Consider the following 22291-nt stretch of genomic DNA (forward strand, 5'->3'; position numbering starts at 1 on the left):
CTCCTTGGTTAAGCTGCATCTGCCCCGCGGCTATAGACACCTCGCCAGACTTCGTTCCGGATTCTTATAAACTCCTCCGAAAGCCGGATTTCATCTGTGCGGGGATAGGGCAGATTCACTTTAATTATCTTGCTCAGCCGTCCGGGCCGGGCGGCCATGACAATGACGCGATTGGCCAAATAGACCGCTTCATCCACATCGTGGGTGATGAACATGATTGTGCGTTTGTCCTGGGACCAGGTTTCAAGCAATTGTTCTTGAAGGCGCACTCTCGTCAGAGCATCCAGTGCGCCAAATGGTTCGTCCATTAGCAAGACTTCAGGATCAACAGCGTAAGCGCGAGCAATTGCACAGCGCTGCTTCATGCCGCCCGAGAGCATTTTGGGCAGAGAGTCCGCGAAGTCGGACAGGCCAACCATCTCGATATAGTGTTCGGCCAACGTCCGCCTTTCTTCCGGCTTGATGCCTTTCAGCTTCAAGCCGAACTCCACATTCTTGCGCACAGTCAACCACGGGAAGAGAGCATATTGCTGGAAGATAACACCTCGATCAGGTCCCGGTCCTTTCACTTCACGCCCATGCACAAGGCATTCACCATCGGTGAGCGGAATAAGCCCTGCGGCGATATTCATCACTGTCGACTTGCCGCACCCGGAGGGGCCTACTACGGTCACGATTTCGCCTTCGGCAATGTCCAGACTGAAGTCTTTCACTGCCTGAAAAGCTCCCGGCCCTTCTCCAAAGATCTTGTTGACATGCCTGAATATAATCTTGGGTTCTGGCTGGGCCATCATGCGGTCCCCTTTTCTTGCCACCGGGTTAGATATTCATCGGCTCGCCCAACCAGACGATCCATGATGAGGCCCAATATGCCAATGGCAACAAGGCTGACAAAAATGGTGGGAAGGTCGTAGTAGAGCTGCGCCTGCTGCATCCGGAACCCCAGCCCTGATTGTGCGGCGATCAATTCGGCTGCCACAACGGTAGCCCATGCAGAACCAAGCCCGATTCTAAATCCTACGAGAATGAACGGCGTTGAGGCAGGAACGACAACAGAGCGGAAGATTACCCAGTCGGACGCTCCCAACACGCGGGCCGCATTTATATAGGTCCGGTCAACGTTGACGACACCCTGAAAGGTAGCCACAACTGAGGAAAGAAAAGCCGCCAGAAAGATAACGAAGATTTTCGGAGTTTCATCGATCCCCATCGTTACGATTGCCAGAGGAATGATCGCAAGCGGCGGAATCACTCGAAAAAACTGGATCCAGGGTTCTATGAGTCCCCTTGCCAATCGATACCACCCCATCAAAAAGCCGATGGGAACCGCAATCGAAACCCCTAGCAAGAAGCCAATGAGCACGCGGCGCATCGAGGCAAAAATGTCAACGAACAACTGGCCATTTCCCGCCAGCTCAAAGCAACGGATGACAACATCGATAGGACTGGGAAGGTTGGTTGACCCGACATATGTGGCAAACCACCACAAGCCAATGCCGAGAATGAATGAGATAATACCAAGGCCGATTGTTGCGAGTTTGTCCATCCTCACAAAGATTGACCTCTTGTTCTTGTCCGTTTTCGTCACCTGTTCCTCCCTATGTGACTAATTACAGTGCGCCGCGCTCCTACCCCCCGCGGCTCTCTCGGCCCTGCCGTGATCGGCCATGTGCCAAAAGCGGATCCCCATAGATAAATTGCTCCAGTCCGGCACAAGCCGCCCCCACGGCTCCTGCTTCGTCCAGGTAAGACGTGCGCACGACACTTAATTGGGCACGATGTTGGGGTACGGTCACACGCGGTGTAAGATCCCGTTCCAACTTTTTGAAAAACGCGTCCGGAGCCGTGCCAAAATGCCCTCCAAGAACGATCATGTCTGGAAGCAGAAGAATGCTTGATGTTGCCAGAATTTGAAGAAAGTGCTCATACCGCGCCAACCAGATGTCCGTTTGCATCAAAGCTTTGATCAAGCCTTCTTCTGGAACCGACGGGCACCCTAGTGACTTCAGCAATGGCCCTTCAGAAAACAGGGTTTCAAGGCATCCGTCTTTACCACAACGGCAGTGAGCCCCGTGTGGGTTTACAACGATATGTCCAAGTTCAACTTGGCGACAGCGCCTCAAGCTATTGCTTCTTTCTCGGGAATAGGTGATCCCCGCACCGATGCCACCACCCATATAGACATACAGTACGCGCTCTTTGTCCCGTCCCGCTCCAAAGCGGGACTCTGCAAGCGCAATGGCTGCGGCATTATGCTCCAATGTCACAGGTAAGTTCAGTTGTTCTTCAAGAAGATCGGCAAAGGCGATGTTGCTCCATTGAGAAAAGACGGAAAATAGATTGACGCGGCCATCGTCATCAACGGCGCCGGGGACTGTAAGGCCTACCCCCCGAAAGCGGCTCCGCTGAAACCCGCTTTTCGCGATCAATGCATCAATCTTTCCAGCCAGGTTCGCGATGAGATCATCGACTTTGATTTCCAGATCAAATTCGAAATGGTCGCTCTCAAATATTGTCATCAAGCTGTCGGTCAAAACGATTTCGACACGGCCGATGGTAATATGAGCGCCGATCATCAAAAAGGTTCCCGGGTTTAGCGCCAGATCGATGGAAGGGCGCCCTACGGCTTGCCTGCCCGTCGCATCGATCTCGCGCACGATATCTGCATTCAGCAATTCTGCTGCAAATTTCGACATCGCTGCCGTTGATAAACCGATCGTTCGAGCCAAATCAGCCCTTGAACAAGGCCCCTGGTCACGCAAAACAGTAAGAATTTTTCCGGCTGTTGTTTGCAAGATAGTCCCACTCTCTAATTAGTTTACTAAGTTAGTTAACTAATTAAGTTGAGATTGTCAAGTTGTTCAACCAGTACATGCTCTGATAACAGCGAATAACTGCCTGACAAAAGCAAAGTGGATTGTCCTTGGAATTGAAGACACCATGTATCCAGAAAATGAGGCAAGGAGTCTGCGACGCCTAGTTTCCATTTCTCAAAAGAATTCAAGATTGAAGCTGTCAAGTCCATCACTCAACGCGGCTATTGTGCTGCCGTGGTGTCTGAGCACCTCGATGATGCAGGCGTTGCCTGTCGGTCAAATCTTCCAACGTGAAGGAAGAAGCTGTGCCGGATTTGTCGTCGCATTTTCCGGATATGTCGATATTGCGGAATAAAATCGCAGAAACGTTTGAATGAAGACTGGTTTGCTTCAGGTTCATCGATCAGATTTGCGATGTCTGAATTCTCGTTCTGACATTTTGCCTTGGGCTACCACGACGGTTCTGTCTATACGTGCCCTAAATTCATTTCCTGATTTTTGATTTCCGCATTGAGATGCTGAATAAGCTAGTCTCTTGATAAAATTACCAATTTCGCCTGACCGTGCTTGCACAAAATTAGATTTGAAAAATAACGTATCTATGGCGTGTGCAGTTTGCTCTAGTTCGAAAATTAACCAGTACATCACATTTGTTTACAATATATTTAATATTTTAAACAATTTGTTGACGTTGCGAGTTAATGAAAGGTAAATACTGCAACGGGGCCGTGTATTTTTTAGGTGTTTATACCTAAGCGGTGTGTTGTGCTGCCTGGATGTAATGACTGGTGGCAATTTTTGAGTATTCTATTTGGAGAATTAAAATGAACAAAATTCGTTTTGGTCTTCTAGCTGCGACTGCCATGGGACTGCTGTCAGTTGGTTATGCTTATGCTGCGGGTGGAAATGAGGCTTTTGTTGAACAAACAGGCGATGCAAACAGCGTTTCACTCGATCAATCGAGTGGAGAAAACAATACGCTTGGCAGTTCTGCCGATGCAGCTTCGCAAGTTGGAAACAAAAATACTTTAACAGTTACGCAAAGCGGCGATAGCAACGAAATCGGGCTTGTCGGTAGCGGCTTTGATCAGGTTGGTAGCAATAACACCGCGCAGATTGAGCAAACCTCCAATGGCAACAGTGTTGGTTCTATTCTGCAGGATGAAAACACAGCGTCAGGCGCGTATGGCAAGAACTTTCTGAAAATCGAGCAAGGCGTCGGTGATGGAAACAAAGTGAACACTGTTGCTCAGACGACGACCGTTAGCGGCAAAAATGTTGCCAAGCTGGTTATGAAAGGTGCTGGTAACACGATTGACACTGTTAGCCAGACCAATGACGCGAATGTGCAGACCGATGTAAATACTGTCAATGTATATATTGATGGCAACAGCAACGGCACTGCTGGCAGTCTGAGCGGCTATGCTCTGGGGGCCGGTGCGATCTCGAGCGAAATTTCCCAGTCAGGTAGCAACAATGAAGCAAAGCTGACCATCAACGGGAATGACAACCAGTTTGGTGTCACTCAGGAAAATGTAAATGGTGGCTCTAACTCGCTGCAAGCGTTGCAGCTTCAGGGCGATCGCAACGAGCTTGGTGTTGTGCAGACCACTGGGGATCCGAACGACGCCAACAGCCTGACTATCAATAAGATCAAAGGCGACGACAACAATGTGGGCGTCAGCCAGACCGGCTGGGGCAACAATGTCGGTACCATCTCATTGGGTGAGACATCTAACAGCAGCAATGGCAACCTGATCTCTCTTAGCCAGAAGGACGGAGCGGACGCGGACATCGTGGTTTATGCCGGTGACTATAACGATGTATATGTTTCTCAGAGCGGTGCATCCACCATTCGGCACAATGCAAAAGTGAGCATTACATCCAGTGCGATCGGCGCCGGGCCGAACAACGAAGTCATTGTTTTACAAGGTGGCAATGGTCTGGAAGCGGAAACAACGATATTGGGCGATCTCAACTACAGTCGCACCTATCAGGCATCTGTTGCGAACACCGCTTCGACCTATATTGATGGTGATGCCAACTATGTGAACACTGTGCAGAAAAACAGTGCGCAGCATAACAATCTGGTGGTGGATGTTGACGGCGGAAGAAATACGGTCAACGCTTCTCAGGCAAACGGCCACACCAGATACAGCGATACCAAAATATCCATTGAGGGTGATAGCAACGAGATTGTGTCTCTTCAGAGCAACAGCTCGTACAGCACAGCAACTGTTAATGTAACTGGTAGCTTTAACGATTTCGATGTTAAGCAAATCGGGAATAGTGCTTTCAGCTTTCCGGACAATAACTCCCTCACCTTGACTGTCACAGGCGATAGCAACGGAGACACCGGGATCTTCTCGGGTGTTGCAAGCTCGGTAGCAGGGGCTGCCTCTTTGTCCTCCGGTCAGCTTACGCAGCATGGTATAAACAACATTGCCAGCTTTACTATCGATAGCAACAACAGTCTGGTTGCTATGCTCCAAGAGGGTGATGACAACAACTCGACGGTTGATATCTCCGGTGGGGATTATAACGAAGTCGCCATCTACCAAAATGGCGCTGGCAATACATCTATTGTCACCCAGAGCGGGTCGAACAACAATGTTGGCATTTCTCAGTAATTTCTACTGAGCGCTTATCAGAAAACAGAAGTGAGCTGGGCCAATTGGCCCAGCTCTTTTTGTGTCTGTATGCTTGATTGTTGCCTTTAGGTGCCTTTGTGCAAGACCTCTTGGCCAAACGAAAAAGAGATGCGCAATGAGCGCACCTCCCCTCTTCACAGTTTGCTTGTATGCTGGGAGCGACTTGCAGCCGCTCAGATATCGCCGCAATGGCAGACTTTGATGCCAAGGTCATGGGCAAGAGCCGAGCGCAGTGCGATGACGCGGCGTGCTGCATCTTCGTCATCGACATAGGCTACCTGAATATGGTTGGCCTTGTGCCGTCCCATCATCAGATCGCGATCAATGCCGCTAAGGGTCGCATTCATGATCGGCCATGGATAGTCGGTTGCCTTGCTGCGCCGTTCGCATTCGCTTTCGGGCAATTCATGCGCCGTGCCACGTCCGATATCCATATGCAGGGCACCCCCTTCAACGAATACGCGGCTCCAGACAATGTCGCCCGGTTTGGCGTAGCCTTTGAGCGTTCCGCCCCCAGCCGGGAAGAACATGGCTGGCTGGCGATAGCTCTCTGATCCGGCCCATCCGCCAGGATGATGCGCAGCTGGAGCTGCTCCGGAAATCTCGAAGACCCAGACGAAATCATTGACGGTGCCGGATTCATCAACGTCACCCCAGCGAATATCGTGTAAGGTGGTCTCGACCGGTTGGTTCAGCTCTGCGTGAGCCCGGTTGATCATCAGGGCGTCGAGCGCGGCACATTCGTCCACTTCGTTGAAATGTACGATTGGCTGTCCGTCACGGATGATGCTGCCGTCTGCGCGCGCGACGGGCGGACGTTCGGAGTTGTTGAGCATGCCTTCAACAAGGTCGGAAGCCGGCCAGAGATCCTTGAGGCCCTGCTGATATTGAATGCCAATGGCCGAGCAGCCGAACTGGTCGGCAAGGCGGACTGCTGCAATATACATCCGGCACTGGTCAATCACCTGCCCTTCAGTTAACTCGGTTTTGGGATCTGAGCCGAAATGGAAGGTCATGCCTTTCTCGACCATCCATTGGTAGGCCGCACGGCCTTCTTCCAGAGGAACCTGAGTTGCAGCATAATAGAGCGCGGATTGCGATAGGCGCTCTTTGAAAATGCCCATGGGCATCAGCAGTTCATCAGGGATGATCGCATTATACATGCCCATGCATCCCTCATCGAACACACCCATGATCAGTTTCTTCTGGCGCCATTCATTGGCGATCTGCTGGGCGAGACTGGAAGTCTTGGCATCGATTGCTGCCGGATCAAAATCCTTCACATGAGATTGGTCATGGTCGATCTTGCCAGTATTCAACCAGCTCTTGAGGCCTTCAAGGAAGAAGCTATCGTCAAAATCACGGCTCCAGAGCGTGGAATAGGCAACGCCGGCCTTTGTGAGCGATCCATTGAGATTCAGCAAGCCGACAAGGCCCGGATATTGCCCTGACCAGTTGGCAAGGGTGAGGATCGGCCCGCGATGGGACAGCAAACCGGGCAGCACATGATGACTATATTGCCAAACGGATTCTGCAACGATCAAAGGCATGTCGGGGTCGATCCCGGCAAAGACATCCATGCCCTCGCGCTGGGATGAAATGAAGCCGTGCCCTTCGGGTTTTATCGGGTGGGCGCGCCAGACTTCATGGCCCATCTTGGCCAGAACTGCGGTCAGCGTCTCCTCCATTGCTTTCTGGGCAGGCCAGCAGGTGGTATTCGCGCTTTCGCGCAGATCACCGCTTACAACCAGTGCAATACGCGTCATGTTTCAATTCTCCTCTCAAAAGAACTCGGGCTACCGGCGAGATGACCCCGTCGATAGCCTGTTTCACAGATCCAAGTTTAATAGATCAGGGAAGATCTCTTGGTCTCGACTGGGTCGAGAAATTACCAACTGGTGAAACCGCCATCCAGCACGAGGTTAGCGCCAGTCATATAGGACGAAGCCTCCGAGCCAAGGAAATGGATGATCGGGCTGAATTCGCCGATATCGGCCTGACGGCCCATCGGAACGCGTTCGAGGAAGGCATCGATGAATTCCTTGTCGAAGGAACCGGTCTTTACGCCGCCATAAGTGACCAGATTGACGCGCACGCCTTTCTTAGCCCAGTAGGTGGCAAGATAGCGTGTCATGTTGATGAGGCCCGACTTGGAAGCAGCATAGGAGATGGCCTTGATGAAAGGTTTGCCATCGCGTTCTTCACGATAGGCATAGAGTGCCTGATTGGGAGACACCATGCCATACATCGAACCGATGTTGATGATGGACCCCTTCCCTGCTTCGGCCATCTTGGAGCCGACGACCTGTGAGGTCAGCATGACGCCGGTCAGGTTGGTCTCGATGATGTCGTCCCAGTATTTCTTTGGATAGACTTCAAATGGCGCGTTCTGGTCTGCATCGCCATCTGGTTTGGAATCGATGCCAGCATTGTTGACGAGGATATCAGGGACACCCCAATCCTTGATCAATTGGTCGGTGGCAGCTTCCAGAGCATCCTTGTCGGTGACGCTGGCTTCATAGACCTTGATGTTGTCTTCAAGGCCGGGGAATTTTTCGGCGATCTGCTCAGCGGAGAAAGGACGACGGGAATAGATCGCCACTTTTGCCCCAGCCTGTGCGAGCGTGGTTGAAATCTGGGTGCCAATCTGGCCCAGACCACCTGTGACGATTGCGATGCGTCCTTCAACGGAAAACGGATTATACATAGTGTGTTCCTTTCATATTCTGTGTCCGAACAGCCGCCTGTTGAGGCGTTGTTCGATGTGTCTGGTCTGATCAGTGATCGCCGCTGCGGCTCTTGGCCACATTTTCGGCATTTGTCAGAAGATCCTCTCGTCTGCGGGCTGACGCTCCGGTCAACCAACTGCGGATCGATTTGAGCAAGACGAAAATAAAGATGGTGCAGATAACGACCCCGAGCCCGCAGGCAATGGGGCGTTGGAAAAAGCCGAGCAGGTTGCCACCTGAAATCTGCATTGACATGATGAAATTGCGTTCCAGCACAGGGCCCAGCACGAGGCCCAGAATGACCGGAGCAATTGGAAAGCCGTTGCGCTCCATCAGATAGCCCACGATCCCCGCAATGAGCATGATCCAGACCCCGAACAGGGTGTTGTTAACGGCATAAGAGCCAAGGAAACAACAGATCAGGATGATTGGCACGATGACCGAGCGAGGGATGGAAAGCACGTGACGCGCAACCTTGATCGCAATGAAACCAAGCGGGAAAAGCAGCAGGTTCGAGGCGAAGAAGGTCATGATGATGGCCGTTGGCATGGTCGGGTTTTCAACGAACAAGCGGGGACCGGGGGCAACCCCCTTCATGAACAGCACGCCCACAGCAATGGCTGTCACCGCATCTCCGGGAATGCCGAACACAAGGGCCGGAATCCAGGCACTTGAAAGGCCTGCATTGTTGGATGAAGTTGCTTCGATCAGACCTTCGGGGTGGCCTGTGCCATATTTCTCCGGTGTGCGGGAAAAGCGACGGCTCATGCCATAGGCGATCCAGGCTGCCAAATCGCCACCAACGCCGGGCAGAGCCCCGACCGTGGTGCCAAGCGTAGCGCCGCGAATGGCCGAGAACGGATATTTGCGCAACAACTCGCCAATGCCTTTAAACGGCACGATACGGCCAAGCTGAGGCATCGTGCCCTCGCCTATCTTGTTGGTGGTAAAGCCTCGCAAGATTTCGGAGAAGGCGAACATGCCGATCATCACGGGAATGAAGGAAACGCCGCCCATCAGTTCGATCTGGCCAAAGGTAAAGCGCGGGGCCCCTGTCGTCACATCAAGGCCGACAGTGGCAATGAGCAGGCCGAGCATCAGGGATACAAAGCCGCGTGCGACATTACTGCCGCTCACAAGAGCGCATGTGAGAAGGCCAAGAACTGCAAGCCAGAAAAACTCGAAGCTTGAGAAATTGAGGGAGATTCGCGCCAACAGCGGGCCGGTCAACAGCAGAACGGTCGCACCGAACAAACCGCCAATTGCAGAAAAGAAGAAGCCCAGCGACAGAGCCTGACTGGCCTTGCCTTTCACGGTCATCTGGTAGGATTCATCGGTGTAGGCTGCTGAGGCCGGCGTGCCGGGAATGCGTAACAAGGTGCCGGGAATGTCGCCCGCAGAAATAGCCATCGCTGTGCTTGCCACGATCAAGGCAATGGCTGGCAACGGATCCATGTAGAAGGTGATCGGCACCAGAAGCGCAGTCGACATAGTGGCCGTCAGTCCCGGCAGTGCGCCGATGAACAAGCCATATACAGCCCCCAGAAGAATGGACAAGAGCACGACAGGGTCGAGGATCATGCCAAGAGAGTGATAGAGGATGTCTGCCGTCATGGAAGAAGCCCTCCCAAAAGGCCGATCGGCAAGGGAACAAGAAGCCCCTTGGAGAAACCGATATATAGAGCGCCGACCACGAGGATCGAAACAAGCGCCGTTACCTTTGGCTTTGTTCCCATTAGCGTCATGAGCACCGCCATATAGATGATCCCCATGAGCGGAAAGCCGACTTGCTCGAAAAGCAAACCGCCAATCACAAGGCCAGCGAGACTCCAGATGGCTGCCAACTTGTTGCGCAAGGGAACGTCCCATTCGGACAGATCAAGGATCCGGACAGGCACCTTGACGGAGAGACTGCCGATGAAAATCGACAGCCCCAGGCAGATGAGGCCGACCCCGATCAGGGTCGGCATGAGATCGGCACCAAACCTTACGCCGGGAACAGAGGGGAGCTTGGTAGCCCCCCAAATTACCGCCGCTCCGAAGAGCAGGATCGCAGGGCCGGATACCCGGTCAGAAATTCGCATGAGTATCTCTCCGCCGCAGCTTTATTTGGCGAGGCCGACAGCTTTCATGGTTTCGGCAAGGCCGGTACGGGCAGCCATAACGGTGTCTTTGAAGGTTGCAGCATCCTGATAGGCCACAGAGAAACCACGAGACTTCATGAAGTCCCTGAATTCCTTGTCTTCAGTGATGTCCTTCAGAGCAGCAGAAAGCTGTTCAACCACTTCCTTGGGCATGCCGTCAGGTCCGGCAAGGCCGCGGAAAGGCATTGGAGACCATTTGATGCCAAAAGCTTCGTCAGTGGTTGGCAGGTCAGGGAAAAGCTCGCTCTTCTCGCCCGAAATCAGGGCAAGGGTTTTCACTTCGCCAGCTTCAACCAGAGAACGGGCTTCGGCCGGAGATGTGGAAACGACATCAATGGCACCGGCTGCAAGCTGCTGCATGGCTGGTGCGGAGCCTGCGGATGCGACCCAGTTGCTGGCCTCTGGGCTGATGTCAAGCGTGTTGAGCAAACCTGCCCAGGCTAGGTGAGACAGACCACCACGGTTGGCACCCGAAGCCGTAATCTTGCCCGGATTTGCCTTGACCGCTTCGATCAGATCCTGAACAGACCCATAATCGGCTTTGGTAGAGACGTTGATGCCAATGGCATCAGCATTGTAGCGACCGATATAGTCGAAATCATCAGGTGTGACGCCCGGCAGACCCTGGCTTTCATACATGGTGCTCTCAATGGTGATAACGCCCAGCGTATAGCCATCAGCCTTTGCATTGCCAATAGCTGCATGCCCGACAAGACCACCACCACCGGTGCGGTTTACCACGTTGAACGGCTGTCCGAAATGCTCCTGCAGGTCAGCGGCAACCATGCGTGCCGTTGCGTCGGTGCCACCACCGGCGGACCAGGGAACGATGATTGTAACAGCGCGTTCCGGCCAAGCTGCCTGGGCTCCTCCCACGGCAGCAAAAACTGCCAGTGTGGCAACAGAGGCACGGAAAATCTGTTTGATTGAATGTTTCATGATCTTTCCTCCCTTAGATCTAATGCTATGTCCGTATTTTCCCTATAGATAGGGGAAACGGGTAGTGCAGATAACACTTGACTTATGACTCATGACATAAGTATTGTCAATATACCATAGACAGGATGGTGGTGAATAAATGGTTATGGAACCAGCAACAGACGAAGACCTTCGAATGCCCCTGCGCAGGCGTGGACGGCTGCATTCTGCGGTTTCCTCGGTGATCGAGAGCCGCATTCTGAATGGCGAACTCAAGGTGGGAGACCGACTGGAGTCGGAAAGCGCCATTGCGCGTGAATTCGGCGTCTCTACCCGTGCGGTGCGCGAAGCCATACAGGAATTAGAAGTAAAGGGGTTGGTTCAACGCCGCCATGGCGAACGAACCGAGGTGGTGCGCGACGATGTGAACAATTATCTGGACGCGCTCGCGGTGACTGTCAGACAGCAGTTCTATTCCGATCCCGACTATCTGCTTCAGTTGATGAGTGTGCGTCGCATGATCGAGTCGGAGGTGTTGGAAATCCTCACCGACGGTGAATTGCCCAAGATGCCCAAGGTCGAAGCGGCGCTCGAGGCCATGCGCAAGGCCGTCAAGCAGAAGGACTTCAACGGGTTTGTTGATGCCGATGCGTCTTTTCACCTTGAACTGGTGCATGCCACCGGCAACCAGATCCTGATGCATATCTATGACAATTTTTCTGGCCTGATCAATGACGTGATCCACGTGACCAGCCGTGTTCCCATCAAGTCTCTCAGCGAAGCCTACAAGGAACATGCAGAGATTTATGATCAGATCTATCGGCGGGACAAGGCTGGTGCCAAGGAGCGCATTCGTGCGCAAATTGACACGAGTGCGGATTATCTGCGTCAGGCCATAGAGCAATCGAACTTGAAACAATCCAAGAATGAGGATGAAAATGGATAAATTCGATTATTCGGACACCGATTGGGAGGCTATCGAGCGTCTGAAAAAATGGTACTCAGGCGATATCCATGACAGCATGGAAGCACTGGGGCTTTGGGGATGTCTGGAAGGGATCTCCCTGCTCGGCGCTCTGGAGGCTGGTGATGTGGTTTGCGGCCCCGCCGTAACGGTGCTGTTTGCTCCTTCTGATCGCAAGGGTGAGCCACAGGATGTCTACCATAATGCCATTGATAATGCGCCCAAAGGGGCTGTGATGGTGTGTGATGCCTCTTGTGCTCCGGGTTCCTGCTCAGGGGAGCTGATGAGCACAGGCGCGAAAACCTCCGGCGCAGTTGCGACCGTGGTCAACGGTACCGTGCGCGATCTTGCTCAGGTACGCACCCTTGGCTATCCGCTCTTTGGCACAGCACCAAGCCCGATTGGTGTGACAGGCAAGAAAGAGCCGGTAGAAAGTCAGGTTGCCCTGCAGATCGGCAAGGCTACCGTGAAACCCGGAGATATCATCTTTGGTGATATCGATGGTCTGGTGGTTATTCCCAAGGAACATGTCAAGGCTGTTGCCGATCAGGCTGATGCTTTGGGTGAGCAGGAAGCCAAGGCTCGCGATCGTATTCTTGCTGGAGAAAAGCTTCAGCAGATCTGGCCCGTTTAAGGCTAACCTCCCTAAAAATCTAGAAAATGTCCCCGCAAACAAACTGCAGGATCTTCATGCCGGACCATAACAGGCCCGGCTTTTTTGTTTCCCCTTTCGGTTTTACGCTGTTGGACATCTAGGATTTAAACGAGCGTTGCATGCTTTTTGTGACTGGCTCGAACACCATCTGGAAGAATGTGCGGGTGCCTGTTTCCAGAAAGGCTTCCACCGGCATGCCAGGAACAAGATCGGGCAGCTCCGTGTCCTGTTCGGGCAAAAGCTCCAGACGCACGACAAAATAGGGCCGTTGGGTCCTCTGGTTTATGCGTCTGTCCGGTGAAATGAAAACCACCCGTCCGTTAGCTGCTGGAAATTCGGCTGGATCAAAGGCGCTCAGGGACAATCTGGCATTCTGCCCTACCCTGACCTGATCGATATCTGCCGGGCGCACCTCGACTTCGATTTGCAGGCGCTTCTGATCCGGCACGATCTCCACCAACGGCTGATAGGCTGCGATGGCGCTGCCAATGGTGTTGACATGCAATTTGTCTATGGTCCCGCTTGCGGGGGATTGCAGAGCGACCCGATCGACCGCCTTGCGCGCGGCTTGCAGTTCGTTGGCCAGTGCCAGCTTTTCAGAGCGCAGCTCTGCCAATTCACGCGAGACTGCTTCATTGAACTGGTCGACGAGCTGCTTGAGCCGCTGGTCGATTTCGGACATCTGGATGGGCAAGGATTCCGTTTGTGTTTTCAGCTTCTGATAGTCGGTTTCGACTTCGGCGAATTCCTTCAAGGTGTTCTGGTAGGCTACTTTACTGACGACGCCCTTTTTCATCAGGATTTCGCGCATTTCCACCTGCTCTTGCAGAATTTTGCGCCAGTCGTCCAATGCCTTGAGTTCGGCCTGAGAGCCCGTCAGCTGTTGTTCAAGAATTGCCTTTTGTTCCTGTAGTACGGATCGTTCTCGATTTTTCAGGCGCTGCCGTGTGGTGAACTGCTTTTCCTGATCTTGCACCAAACGATCGAACGCCGCCAGATTCGCATATTGCTCCAGCTTTGCCGGAAGGGTATCTGTGTCGAATGTGCCTCGCTGCTCTTCTGCTTCAAGCCGCAGTTCCTTGATGGCGCTATAGGCCATGCGTGTTTCCAGCTTTGCCAACTCGGCCTTTTTCTCGCTGTCTTCGATGGACAGCAGCAACTGCCCCTCTTCCACATGCTGGCCTTCGTCAACAGCAATGCTCTGCACCACGCCGCCGCGTTCATGGGCCACCACCTGCGTGCGCCCTTCTTTGGTTATGGTGCCACGGGCGATAATTGCTCCTTCAAGGGGGGCATATCCGGCCCAGACGCAGAATACGCCGAAGAAGAGAAAAATGACCACGCCGCCAAACACCTTCAGAGCCCTGAAAGTGCTTAGGGATTGGATCTCTTTCTCATAGTCGATCATATTCATGCTTCAGCCCCGTTCCTTTCCAAAGCGGGTAACCCTTTCTAGTGGTCCGTGTTTTCGAGCGTTTTCTGGCTGGATTTGTCCTCTATGGCTTCCGTTTTCCTGTTTGTATCGCGCGGTGCCATCAAGGCTTCTCGCGGACCGAATTTAACGACCATGCCATTATCAACAATCAGCACCTTGTTGGCTGAGTTGACCAGATGCATGCGTTGGGTCACGAACAAAACTGTTTTGCCACGGGCGCGGGCATTTGCGATGGCGGCGACCAACGCCCGTTCGCCTTCCTTGTCCAGGTGCGCATCGGGTTCATCGAGTAGAAGAATTTGCGGATCGCCAAAAAAGGCGCGAGCCAAATTGATGCGCTGTTTTTGTCCGCCCGACAGGTTGAAGGATACGGTATCGAGATTGGTGTTGTAGCCCTGCGGCAAACTGCCGATAAATTCGTGCGCACCGGCATTCAGAGCGGCGTTGACGATAGCCTCATCGCTGGCATCGGGATTGAAGCGAGCGATATTCTCGGCCACTGTGCCGTGAAAAAAGTCGCTTTCCTGTCCGGCATAGCCGATCTCAGCACCCAATTGTTCGGGATCCCATTGCTCCAGTTCGAAGCCATCAATGGAGACTTTTCCCATGCTGGGGCGAATAACCGAGGCCAGAACGCGCATTAAGGTGCTTTTGCCTGCCCCGCTGGAGCCGACAATGGCGATGACCTCGCCCGGCTCCACTTCAAAGGAAATACCTCTCAGCAGTGCCTTGTCTGATGTCGCACCGGGCGGCACGAGGCTGACATTGTCACTGCGAAGATAGCCCTTGATCTCTGGCAGGGTCAGCGGTGCGGGCATGTTGCTTGCATCTTGTGTGCCGTTAAACCAGTGCTTGAGGCGATTGTTAGCCACGCTCGCGGCGGTCAATTGTTTGTAGCTGCCGACAAATTGTTCGATCGGCATCAGCGCGCGGCCCGAGATGATGCTGGACGCAAAGATCAGGCCCGCCGAGAGATGCTCGGACATGACCAGATAGGCCGAACATCCCAGAATCATGATCTGAATGGCCTGTCTGGCAAAGCGGACAAGACCGAAAAAGACGCCGTTGACTGCGGAGAGCTCATTGGAGGAATAGACAGCATCGACAATAGTTCGCTGCCATCTATTCAGTTGGGCCTTGCCCATGCCCATGGCGCAAACATCATCCAGATGCCGCAGAATTTCCGAGCTTTTCGCCGTGGATTGCTGGTATAGGCGGGATGTGTTGTGTTGATGCCGAGAGGCCATCAATTCGTTGCCAAGCGCCAAAAAGAGCAGAATTAAGGCGCCCAGGCTTGCGACGGCTCCGATCCAAGGATGGACAAAAAAGAGAATGGCGAGAAAAATCGGGACAAAGGGCAAGTCGAAGATGCTGAAGAGGCCGCGCCCCGAAAGGAACTGACGCACCGTGGTGACGTCATTGAGCAGGGAAGCAAGGCGCGTGCGATCTATCTCCCGATTCTTCACTCCATGCTCAAGTAGCGCCGATTTGGTGCGCAATTCATAATGGACGCTGAGCTTCTGGGCCACCGTGCGGCGCAGAATTTCGAAAATGCTGAAAAGCCCGATACAAAACAGGATCAACAGGGTGAGATAGAGCAGTGTATCCAGCCCGTCACTTGGCAAAACCCGATCATAGATCTGGGAAAGATAGATAGGCATGGCCAGCAAGAGAAGATTGGCTGAGATCGAGAAGACCAACAGCCAAACTCCGAAGCGAAGGACAATACCAACCCCGACCGGATTGTTTTGTGAAGCTGATATCGTCACATTCACCTGCTTTTTCGTGTTGGTTGTTCTGCCCTAAAGGCTGAAATCCCCAGACAACAAATGGTCTGATGTTCTGATGTCGACAGCAAAGTCTGCGTCTCCATCGCCATCAACGTCTCCCAGAATGGTCTGGATGCTGCCATCAACTTCGGTGCGTAATTCACCAGCTACGCCGGAAAATGCGTTTTCACCGATAAAGGAGAAGGCCTGATCACCCGAAACCGTGCTGTTGGCATCAATCGTGCTGAGATCAATGATATCGCCTTCGGTGAGGTCAAAATCCTTGAACAGGTCGCGACCACCCACATCAACCGTGCTGTCGTCAATGGATTCCAGCACGAATTTGTCAGCGCCAGACGAGCCTATGAGCGTGTCAGCACCTTCTCTGCCGACCAGGACATCATCGCCACTATGGCCGAAGAGCTTGTCATCGCCATCGCCACCATAGAGAGTGTCGTCGCCCTGCCCGCCTCTCAGGTCATCTTTGCCAGCACCACCGTAAAGGGTATCGTCACCCTCACCGGCATTGATCCGGTCATTGCCGGAGCCGCCATGCAGGATGTCATCACCATCCTCGCCATAGAGCTTGTCATTGCCACCGTCACCGTAGATCGTGTCGTTGCCGTCTTCGCCAAGCAAGCGGTCTTTGTCAGCCCCGCCATAAATGGTGTCGGCACCGTCACCGCCAAAGATCTTGTCTTTGCCATCGCCACCAGAGAGCGTGTCATCTCCATCACCGCCCAGAATGCGATCGCGTCCTTCTAGGCCGGTGATCATGTCATCATCGCCGGTGCCATAGAGGCGATCATTGGAGTCGTCACCGGTGATTTCGTTCATGTCATCATGGTTTCCACCGTTGCCGGTTTCTCCGCCGTCAGTGCCGCCGGTCTCGCCACTTCCGGTTTCTCCGCCGTCAGTGCCGCCGGTCTCGCCACTTCCGGTTTCTCCGCCGTCAGTGCCGCCGGTCTCGCCACTTCCGGTTTCTCCACCGTCAGTGCCGCCAGGTTCGCCTTCTCCGGTATTTCCATTATCGACGGGTTGTTCTACATCAACCAGCCCGCCATATCCCTCACCTTCCGTGTGGGAATAGTCCAAACCGTAAAAGGAAACCTGCCCTGTGCCGGTTCCCATGGATTCGTTAAGCTGGAGATAGCAGCCAGCCTTGAAGTTGAGAGGCTCGTTTGTCCAGTGGTCTGTGATGGAGGTTTCGGAGGTATAAACCTCTCCATCAGCATAGATCACCACTTTGATTTCATCCCCTCGCACTTCCATCTGATAGGAGAAATTGTCGCCTATACTGATAGAAGGTTCATCTCCGTCTTCATTCGTAAAGCGGAATTTGAGGGTCTTGTCGTCGGGTCCGCTATGCTCACTGTAATAGTAGACAGAGCCATTGTCCCAATAGAGACGAACAAGCTCGTCTACCTTGCCGCGCACCTGACCAATAACGATCTTGCCGTCTTGGCCATTGTCCCAGGTCGGGGCTTCATCGATGCGCAAGGTCGCGGTCATTGTGCCGCCCTCGCTTAGATACCAGGCGGCACTCTCGTCGCCGTCTTTCTCTCTTAGCTCTGTGCGAGCATAGCGGGCATTGCCGGTTGTTGCGCCGTCAACGCTTGCCGTCATTACCATGGCGCCATCTGCTGCGTCATAGAAGAACTCGCTTTCATACCCATCCAGCTTGCTTATGGTTCGGGCGCGACCATCGGTTCCACCATCGAAATCAATAGGCAAGTTGAGTTTCCAGGCGGATAAGTCAAAATTGTCGGAATTCGTTGTCATCGTTTTTCCTCAGCTCTTTCGCCTTTGACAGGCTCACTACATGTCAAAGACCCAAGTTTTGGTCTGAAAAGCGATCTGGAATTCTTGGTATTCCCTTGGGGGATTTAGACTGTCTTGTATAAAAACAGGATAGTCTAAAGAGACTCGCAATTCACTCACCAACTTGGACGAAAGTATCGAAAGAATATGGTTAAAAAATTGTTAACCATGAATATTGATCCATTTAATCCCCATGATTTAAATCAATAAATACATGATTAAAAATTAGTCAGTATGTTTATTATTTGTTTTGTTTAATTTTTACTCATTGAATACTTATTGATCATTCTCTCCGAAATCTTGCTTGTCATTTTTGCTATCATGAAATCTAAAGGTCATGTTGCCCCCCAATTTGGAATTTCGAAGTGGCCGCAAATCGTTGATTGTGGCATCCAGTTGAGGGTTTTCTTCAAGTGCCAGCAAAGGTTCAAGCCAGGCAATCTGGTATTTCTTCTGTTCCAGAAGGCCAGATTTGACGGTTTGTGGCTTATCTGTCTTTTCTTCGACAAGTTCGGGCTTTTCGATTGCCCGTAAGGAGAATTTTGCCGCCATCATCAGGCGATCCATATAAATCTGCGAGTTGCGTTTGTCTGCTTCTTGCAACATGGCTGTTGCCGTGACCATCGGGGCGACAGCATGCAACTGGTAATGCAGGGCATATCTGCCGCGTCTCATTTCCATGGGGAGACTGCCGTCGGGTTCTATGGTATCCAGAATCACCCGGTGGCTCTCCAGGCCCCATTCGATGAAATCCTCATTTTCAACGGTCAGGCCGATCTGGATGATAGCCAGCGCGGCCCATGCCCTGAGATTGTTCTTGCTGGCCATCGGTGGCCCGTCTGTTTCCCAGAAATGGATGATAGAGTCACCCAAACCAGCCAACCAATGCTCGATGGTCTTTGTGTCTTCGCGATACTCTTCCGGTAGCTGGACCGTGTTCTTTTTTGCCTGGCTTTCAGACTCATTGAGATCGTCAGAAGCCTCCGCGCTGGCTTTCTTTGTTTCCTCTTCGGTGTCCTGCGGGTCGGTTTCTTCAAGCAGCTGTAATTGGCCAACCGATGTCACCTCATCTGTTGGCTCCTCTTGTTCTTGCGGGATGAGCGCTTTGAATTGCGCATAGGCAATGGCGATGCCGCCAACACGTGATGCATAGGAAAGATTGGCTGTCAGACTGTCGATTTCGCTGAAGGAATCCGCTTCCGCCCAGTGATGGATCGCGCCGATGGCGCAGCGGACGATATCCTCTCTTTGCGATGTCTTCTTTTGTGCCTTGTCGGCCAGTCTTGCCAGAATCTGGATGAATTTGTCCGATGGGCCAAGCGCCTTGTTAACCGCCGCATTGGCTTCTTTATCAAGCTCCGAGCGCGACTTGCTATCGTCTTTGTAGCGACTGCCATAGCTTAGGGAAATGGTAGCTTCGGGAAAGTCTGGGCATTGGAAGCCCTCCGCCTCATTGTTAGAAGAGGTCGTTGCAGCCTGAGAAACAAGGCTTGCAAACAGAAGCGGAGTGGCGAGCAAAGTTGCTCGCCCTCCTTTTCTGATCCATTCTTCGATTTTATAAATCATGCCGGGTTCACTGTGCCTCAGTTTGATTTTCAGAAAGTGCCAGCAAAGTTGCCGACGTCTTGTCTCCGGCTTCCGCTGCCGCACGGAGCCATTTTTGTGCGAGCTCTGCGGACGGGTTCACCCCAATGCCGAAGGCGTAGTTCTGAGCCAGAATTGCCATGGCTTCCACATCATCCTTTTCAGCTGCCAACTGCAACCAGCTGCTGGCTTCCTTCAGGCGACTGTCATTGGGTTCGCCGCTTCTGAGGATTTTCGCCAGTTCGCGCATGGCGACCGGATTTCTTGCCTCAGCTGAAGAGCGATAAAGATTCTCCAGACTGTTATTCTCCAGAACAGCAACCCTGATGGGTTCAGGTGCCCGCTTTACGCGGTTCGCTATGCCAAAGGACAAGCTTGGTCTTGCGGTTTCGATGGCCTGATTGAAGAGATCGACGGCCAGTGCGGTATCGTAAAACTCGCTTTTCGGGTCTGCGACCCAATCGAGCAGACGAATGGCTGCGACATTGTTCTTTGCTCTGGCTGCTTCCATGTAAAGATTGAAAGCTTTGGCGCGCGCTTCCTGCGTTTCCTGCTCGGCATAGATATCGCCCAGTTTTACGCTTTGCCAGTCTTGCGTATGCAGGCGGTCAGCGACATTTAGCCAGTGATTGAATATGTCTGTATGGCCGTATGTCTTGCGTAAGAACTCGACCATCTTGAACGACGTGTCGAAATCGCAGCCCATCTGGACGACGGATTTGTTGAACAGATCGCGTTGGCGCTCTTCATCAGACTGTATAGACGCCAATATCAACAGAGACTGCGCACTGGCGCGTTTTGTCAGATTGTCGAGATGTTTGTTGGTAAAGGCAACCGTTTCCATGCCATGAGCCATGCGAGCATTGAGCAGCGCCTGCAATAGATCTTCGGAGATTTTGCCTTCGCTCTTCAGGATCAGATCTTCGGCCGCTTTCACCTTGTCCACACTGCCAGCCTCATCTGCAAGATAGATGTTGGCAACGCGCAACATGGCGTTATCGTCTTTTTGATCTGCAAGGGCTTGCAATTCTTCAAGGTAACGAGCCTTGCCTTCTGGCGTTCTTGCGGCGTTATAGAGGCCGGTAACGAAAGAGGCTTCTCCGCCATCATATTGCTTGGAGAAATCTTGCCAGAAGCTGATTTGCTGCAGCAATTCTTGCCGTTTTGTTTCATCCTCGGCTATGGCGAGTTTGTCTAACATCAGAGTGGCAAAATTCTGCAGGGCCTTGGTGCGGCCAAACAGAGCCGTATTCTGGGTGCGGCTCTGGATTTCCCAGTTTCTGTTGCTCTCACCGACTGACGCAAGGCGTAGGCTCTCAGGTGTGACCCTCAAACTGCTGTTGCCAGCGCCGCGTTCGGCACGTTGCCAGAATCGAGCAATTTTGGTGTCATTCTGACGACGCGAGAAGCAGCTGTGGGCGCGTGAAAGGGCGGACAGAGATGCCACCTTGCCATCTGCTGAAATGGTTTCATTGAAGAGGTCTATGGCCTTTTCATAGTTGGACGGATCATCATTGTCATGCATCAGCAATTTACCAAGCTGATACTGCGATTCCGCGTCCCCCTTGCTCGCCCCTTTTTCAAAATAGGTCTTGGCCATGGGGGTGCCGAGCCACTTGCCCTTTTCTTCCAGTTCAACCTGCCCCAGTTTGGCAAAAACCCAGCCGGGCGCTTCATCCTGCTCGGACAGGTTCACGAGAGCCTGTTTGAACGCTTTGGCCGCCTTGGGGCTTGTTTTGCGGTCGGCATCAAGCAATTGCACAATGCGTAAATAGCCCAGACGCGGGTTTTTCTTGACGATCTTGCGATAGATCGCCAGAGCTTCTTGCCTGTTTTCATCAACCAGCGCGCCGATTTCCAGCGCTCGGGCATATTCAAGCTGAGCTGAAAGGATGTCACCGTCAGAAGCCTGCTTGAGATATTTCACCAGATAGTCGTTATTCTTGGTCAAATACTCGCTAGTGAGATGATATTCGGCCGACTTCCATGCGGAAAAGTCGTCGCCCAGATCTGCTCCAAATCGATACCATGCATCGCTCAATTCGTGATCCTGCTGAACCACATCGCCATTGGCATATTCACGAGCGAGCCGAACTGTTCGCTCGCATATGGACGAATTGAGCTTGCCCAGAATGGCGCCAAAAGCCAGCGTAACCGCGATATCAGGCGCGACATCCCACCCTGCAATCTCTTCGCCGCCAGCTGTGCGCTGGGCAAGATAGAGCATGGCGTTGGGCTCGCCGTCATAGGCCGCCTGAATTTTCAGCTCGATTGCTTTTTGCGGATCGCTATCGGGATGGAAGCCTTGCAGATGCAGGTCTGCCAGATAGTTCTGGGCCTTGGGTGAGGTTCCACTCACCTTTTCCAGCTGTTCAACCAGTTGCTTGTCGCGGATCTCCTGAAATTTGCCCGCGCGCATATGGAGCTGGATGAGGTCTACCAGATAACGTGCATCGTCGTAATAGGGATCTGCAGCCTTTTGCAGCTTTAAGCCAGCGAGGATCTTGTCGTAGAAGCTGCTCGCATCAATATATTGCAGGCGCACCAACTCACGGAAGGATTCTTCGGTCGAGCGGCCCTTGGGCAGCACCTTGCCATCCCAGTCCTGCCAACTGGCAATGATCTGGGCGTCCGGGCGCCGTGCTTCGCAAATTTTGCCAAGTTCGATCTTCGGAGGGGCGAATTTCACCGCAACAGGCGCTGCCTGAATGCTGGTGCTGGTCAGCAGTCCCACCGCGATCCCGATAATGCTTCCGGGCAGCAGTCTGCCCAAACCATATCTGGAGTTTCTCATAGTGATGTTTC

Annotated in this window: 16 protein-coding genes; 3 read left to right on the forward strand and 13 right to left on the reverse strand. The window is 52.8% G+C overall.

Annotation, left to right across the window (positions count from 1 at the left end):
* Positions 1-8: 8 nt before the first annotated feature.
* The 3 genes from BM258_RS14700 to BM258_RS14710 form a co-directional block, all read right to left on the reverse strand.
* Positions 9-791 carry an ABC transporter ATP-binding protein gene (locus tag BM258_RS14700; protein WP_175528096.1) on the reverse strand — a complete coding sequence of 261 codons (783 nt, stop codon included), beginning with the start codon at positions 789-791 and terminating at the stop codon, positions 9-11.
* On the reverse strand, positions 791-1546 hold the full coding sequence (locus BM258_RS14705) for an ABC transporter permease (protein ID WP_090073560.1): 756 nt from the start codon (positions 1544-1546) through the stop codon (positions 791-793). Before BM258_RS14705 ends, BM258_RS14700 begins: the two co-directional genes overlap by 1 nt.
* Before the next feature lie 82 nt (positions 1547-1628).
* The gene (locus tag BM258_RS14710) at positions 1629-2696 is read right to left on the reverse strand and encodes an ROK family protein (protein ID WP_090073562.1); all 1068 of its coding nucleotides are present in this window, start codon (positions 2694-2696) and stop codon (positions 1629-1631) included.
* A gap of 944 nt (positions 2697-3640) precedes the next feature.
* Here BM258_RS14710 and BM258_RS14720 point away from each other — a divergent pair.
* Positions 3641-5446, forward strand: a complete 1806-nt coding sequence (locus tag BM258_RS14720) for a beta strand repeat-containing protein (protein WP_090073566.1) — start codon at positions 3641-3643, stop codon at positions 5444-5446.
* Between the two features lie 194 nt (positions 5447-5640).
* Here the strand turns inward: BM258_RS14720 and BM258_RS14725 are convergent, their stop codons facing one another.
* The 5 genes from BM258_RS14725 to BM258_RS14745 all read right to left on the reverse strand — a co-directional run bounded on the left by BM258_RS14725 (position 5641) and on the right by BM258_RS14745 (position 11279).
* Positions 5641-7233: a fucose isomerase gene (locus tag BM258_RS14725; protein ID WP_090073567.1), complete on the reverse strand. Its 1593-nt coding sequence runs from the start codon at positions 7231-7233 to the stop codon at positions 5641-5643.
* Between the two features lie 122 nt (positions 7234-7355).
* Positions 7356-8174, reverse strand: a complete 819-nt coding sequence (locus BM258_RS14730) for an SDR family oxidoreductase (RefSeq protein ID WP_090073569.1) — start codon at positions 8172-8174, stop codon at positions 7356-7358.
* A gap of 70 nt (positions 8175-8244) precedes the next feature.
* Positions 8245-9810 carry a tripartite tricarboxylate transporter permease gene (locus tag BM258_RS14735; RefSeq protein WP_090073570.1) on the reverse strand — a complete coding sequence of 522 codons (1566 nt, stop codon included), beginning with the start codon at positions 9808-9810 and terminating at the stop codon, positions 8245-8247.
* Positions 9807-10280 (reverse strand): tripartite tricarboxylate transporter TctB family protein, encoded by a 474-nt coding sequence (locus BM258_RS14740; protein WP_090073572.1) that lies wholly within the window; start codon positions 10278-10280, stop codon positions 9807-9809. The genes BM258_RS14735 and BM258_RS14740 overlap by 4 nt, the downstream gene beginning before the upstream one ends.
* A gap of 21 nt (positions 10281-10301) precedes the next feature.
* The gene (locus BM258_RS14745; protein WP_090073574.1) at positions 10302-11279 is read right to left on the reverse strand and encodes a Bug family tripartite tricarboxylate transporter substrate binding protein; all 978 of its coding nucleotides are present in this window, start codon (positions 11277-11279) and stop codon (positions 10302-10304) included.
* Between the two features lie 139 nt (positions 11280-11418).
* Here BM258_RS14745 and BM258_RS14750 point away from each other — a divergent pair, with 139 nt between their 5' ends.
* Positions 11419-12204, forward strand: a complete 786-nt coding sequence (locus BM258_RS14750) for a FadR/GntR family transcriptional regulator (RefSeq protein WP_090073575.1) — start codon at positions 11419-11421, stop codon at positions 12202-12204.
* Positions 12197-12856, forward strand: a complete 660-nt coding sequence (locus tag BM258_RS14755; protein ID WP_175528082.1) for an RraA family protein — start codon at positions 12197-12199, stop codon at positions 12854-12856. The genes BM258_RS14750 and BM258_RS14755 overlap by 8 nt, the downstream gene beginning before the upstream one ends.
* Positions 12857-12974: 118 nt before the next feature.
* On the opposite strand, the gene BM258_RS14760 is transcribed toward BM258_RS14755, so the two are convergent.
* The 5 genes from BM258_RS14760 to BM258_RS14780 all read right to left on the reverse strand — a co-directional run bounded on the left by BM258_RS14760 (position 12975) and on the right by BM258_RS14780 (position 22280).
* Entirely contained in the window at positions 12975-14291 is a 1317-nt protein-coding gene (locus tag BM258_RS14760) for an HlyD family type I secretion periplasmic adaptor subunit (protein ID WP_090073580.1), read from the reverse strand.
* Between the two features lie 38 nt (positions 14292-14329).
* Complete coding sequence (locus BM258_RS14765; protein ID WP_139229286.1) at positions 14330-16081, reverse strand: type I secretion system permease/ATPase; 1752 nt, start codon at positions 16079-16081, stop codon at positions 14330-14332.
* Positions 16082-16114: 33 nt separating this feature from the next.
* Entirely contained in the window at positions 16115-17863 is a 1749-nt protein-coding gene (locus BM258_RS14770) for a polysaccharide lyase family 7 protein (protein ID WP_090073584.1), read from the reverse strand.
* 315 nt (positions 17864-18178) lie between these two features.
* Positions 18179-19468: an alginate lyase family protein gene (locus tag BM258_RS14775; RefSeq protein ID WP_090073586.1), complete on the reverse strand. Its 1290-nt coding sequence runs from the start codon at positions 19466-19468 to the stop codon at positions 18179-18181.
* 7 nt (positions 19469-19475) lie between these two features.
* Positions 19476-22280 carry a tetratricopeptide repeat protein gene (locus BM258_RS14780; protein ID WP_175528083.1) on the reverse strand — a complete coding sequence of 935 codons (2805 nt, stop codon included), beginning with the start codon at positions 22278-22280 and terminating at the stop codon, positions 19476-19478.
* Positions 22281-22291: the final 11 nt, after the last annotated feature.

This window comes from Cohaesibacter marisflavi (assembly GCF_900115225.1).
In the GTDB taxonomy this organism is placed as follows: domain Bacteria; phylum Pseudomonadota; class Alphaproteobacteria; order Rhizobiales; family Cohaesibacteraceae; genus Cohaesibacter; species Cohaesibacter marisflavi.

What these genes read in the sequence shown, in the direction of transcription:
- BM258_RS14775 (WP_090073586.1), bottom strand. Translation starts at nt 19,468, where the DNA reads ATGATTTATAAAATCGAAGAATGGATCAGAAAAGGAGGGCGAGCAACT.
- BM258_RS14705 (WP_090073560.1), bottom strand. Translation starts at nt 1,546, where the DNA reads ATGGACAAACTCGCAACAATCGGCCTTGGTATTATCTCATTCATTCTC.
- BM258_RS14740 (WP_090073572.1), bottom strand. Translation starts at nt 10,280, where the DNA reads ATGCGAATTTCTGACCGGGTATCCGGCCCTGCGATCCTGCTCTTCGGA.
- BM258_RS14750 (WP_090073575.1), top strand. Translation starts at nt 11,419, where the DNA reads ATGGTTATGGAACCAGCAACAGACGAAGACCTTCGAATGCCCCTGCGC.
- BM258_RS14735 (WP_090073570.1), bottom strand. Translation starts at nt 9,810, where the DNA reads ATGACGGCAGACATCCTCTATCACTCTCTTGGCATGATCCTCGACCCT.
- BM258_RS14720 (WP_090073566.1), top strand. Translation starts at nt 3,641, where the DNA reads ATGAACAAAATTCGTTTTGGTCTTCTAGCTGCGACTGCCATGGGACTG.
- BM258_RS14745 (WP_090073574.1), bottom strand. Translation starts at nt 11,279, where the DNA reads ATGAAACATTCAATCAAACAGATTTTCCGTGCCTCTGTTGCCACACTG.
- BM258_RS14710 (WP_090073562.1), bottom strand. Translation starts at nt 2,696, where the DNA reads ATGTCGAAATTTGCAGCAGAATTGCTGAATGCAGATATCGTGCGCGAG.
- BM258_RS14760 (WP_090073580.1), bottom strand. Translation starts at nt 14,291, where the DNA reads ATGAATATGATCGACTATGAGAAAGAGATCCAATCCCTAAGCACTTTC.
- BM258_RS14700 (WP_175528096.1), bottom strand. Translation starts at nt 791, where the DNA reads ATGGCCCAGCCAGAACCCAAGATTATATTCAGGCATGTCAACAAGATC.
- BM258_RS14755 (WP_175528082.1), top strand. Translation starts at nt 12,197, where the DNA reads ATGGATAAATTCGATTATTCGGACACCGATTGGGAGGCTATCGAGCGT.
- BM258_RS14780 (WP_175528083.1), bottom strand. Translation starts at nt 22,280, where the DNA reads ATGAGAAACTCCAGATATGGTTTGGGCAGACTGCTGCCCGGAAGCATT.
- BM258_RS14725 (WP_090073567.1), bottom strand. Translation starts at nt 7,233, where the DNA reads ATGACGCGTATTGCACTGGTTGTAAGCGGTGATCTGCGCGAAAGCGCG.
- BM258_RS14730 (WP_090073569.1), bottom strand. Translation starts at nt 8,174, where the DNA reads ATGTATAATCCGTTTTCCGTTGAAGGACGCATCGCAATCGTCACAGGT.
- BM258_RS14770 (WP_090073584.1), bottom strand. Translation starts at nt 17,863, where the DNA reads ATGACAACGAATTCCGACAATTTTGACTTATCCGCCTGGAAACTCAAC.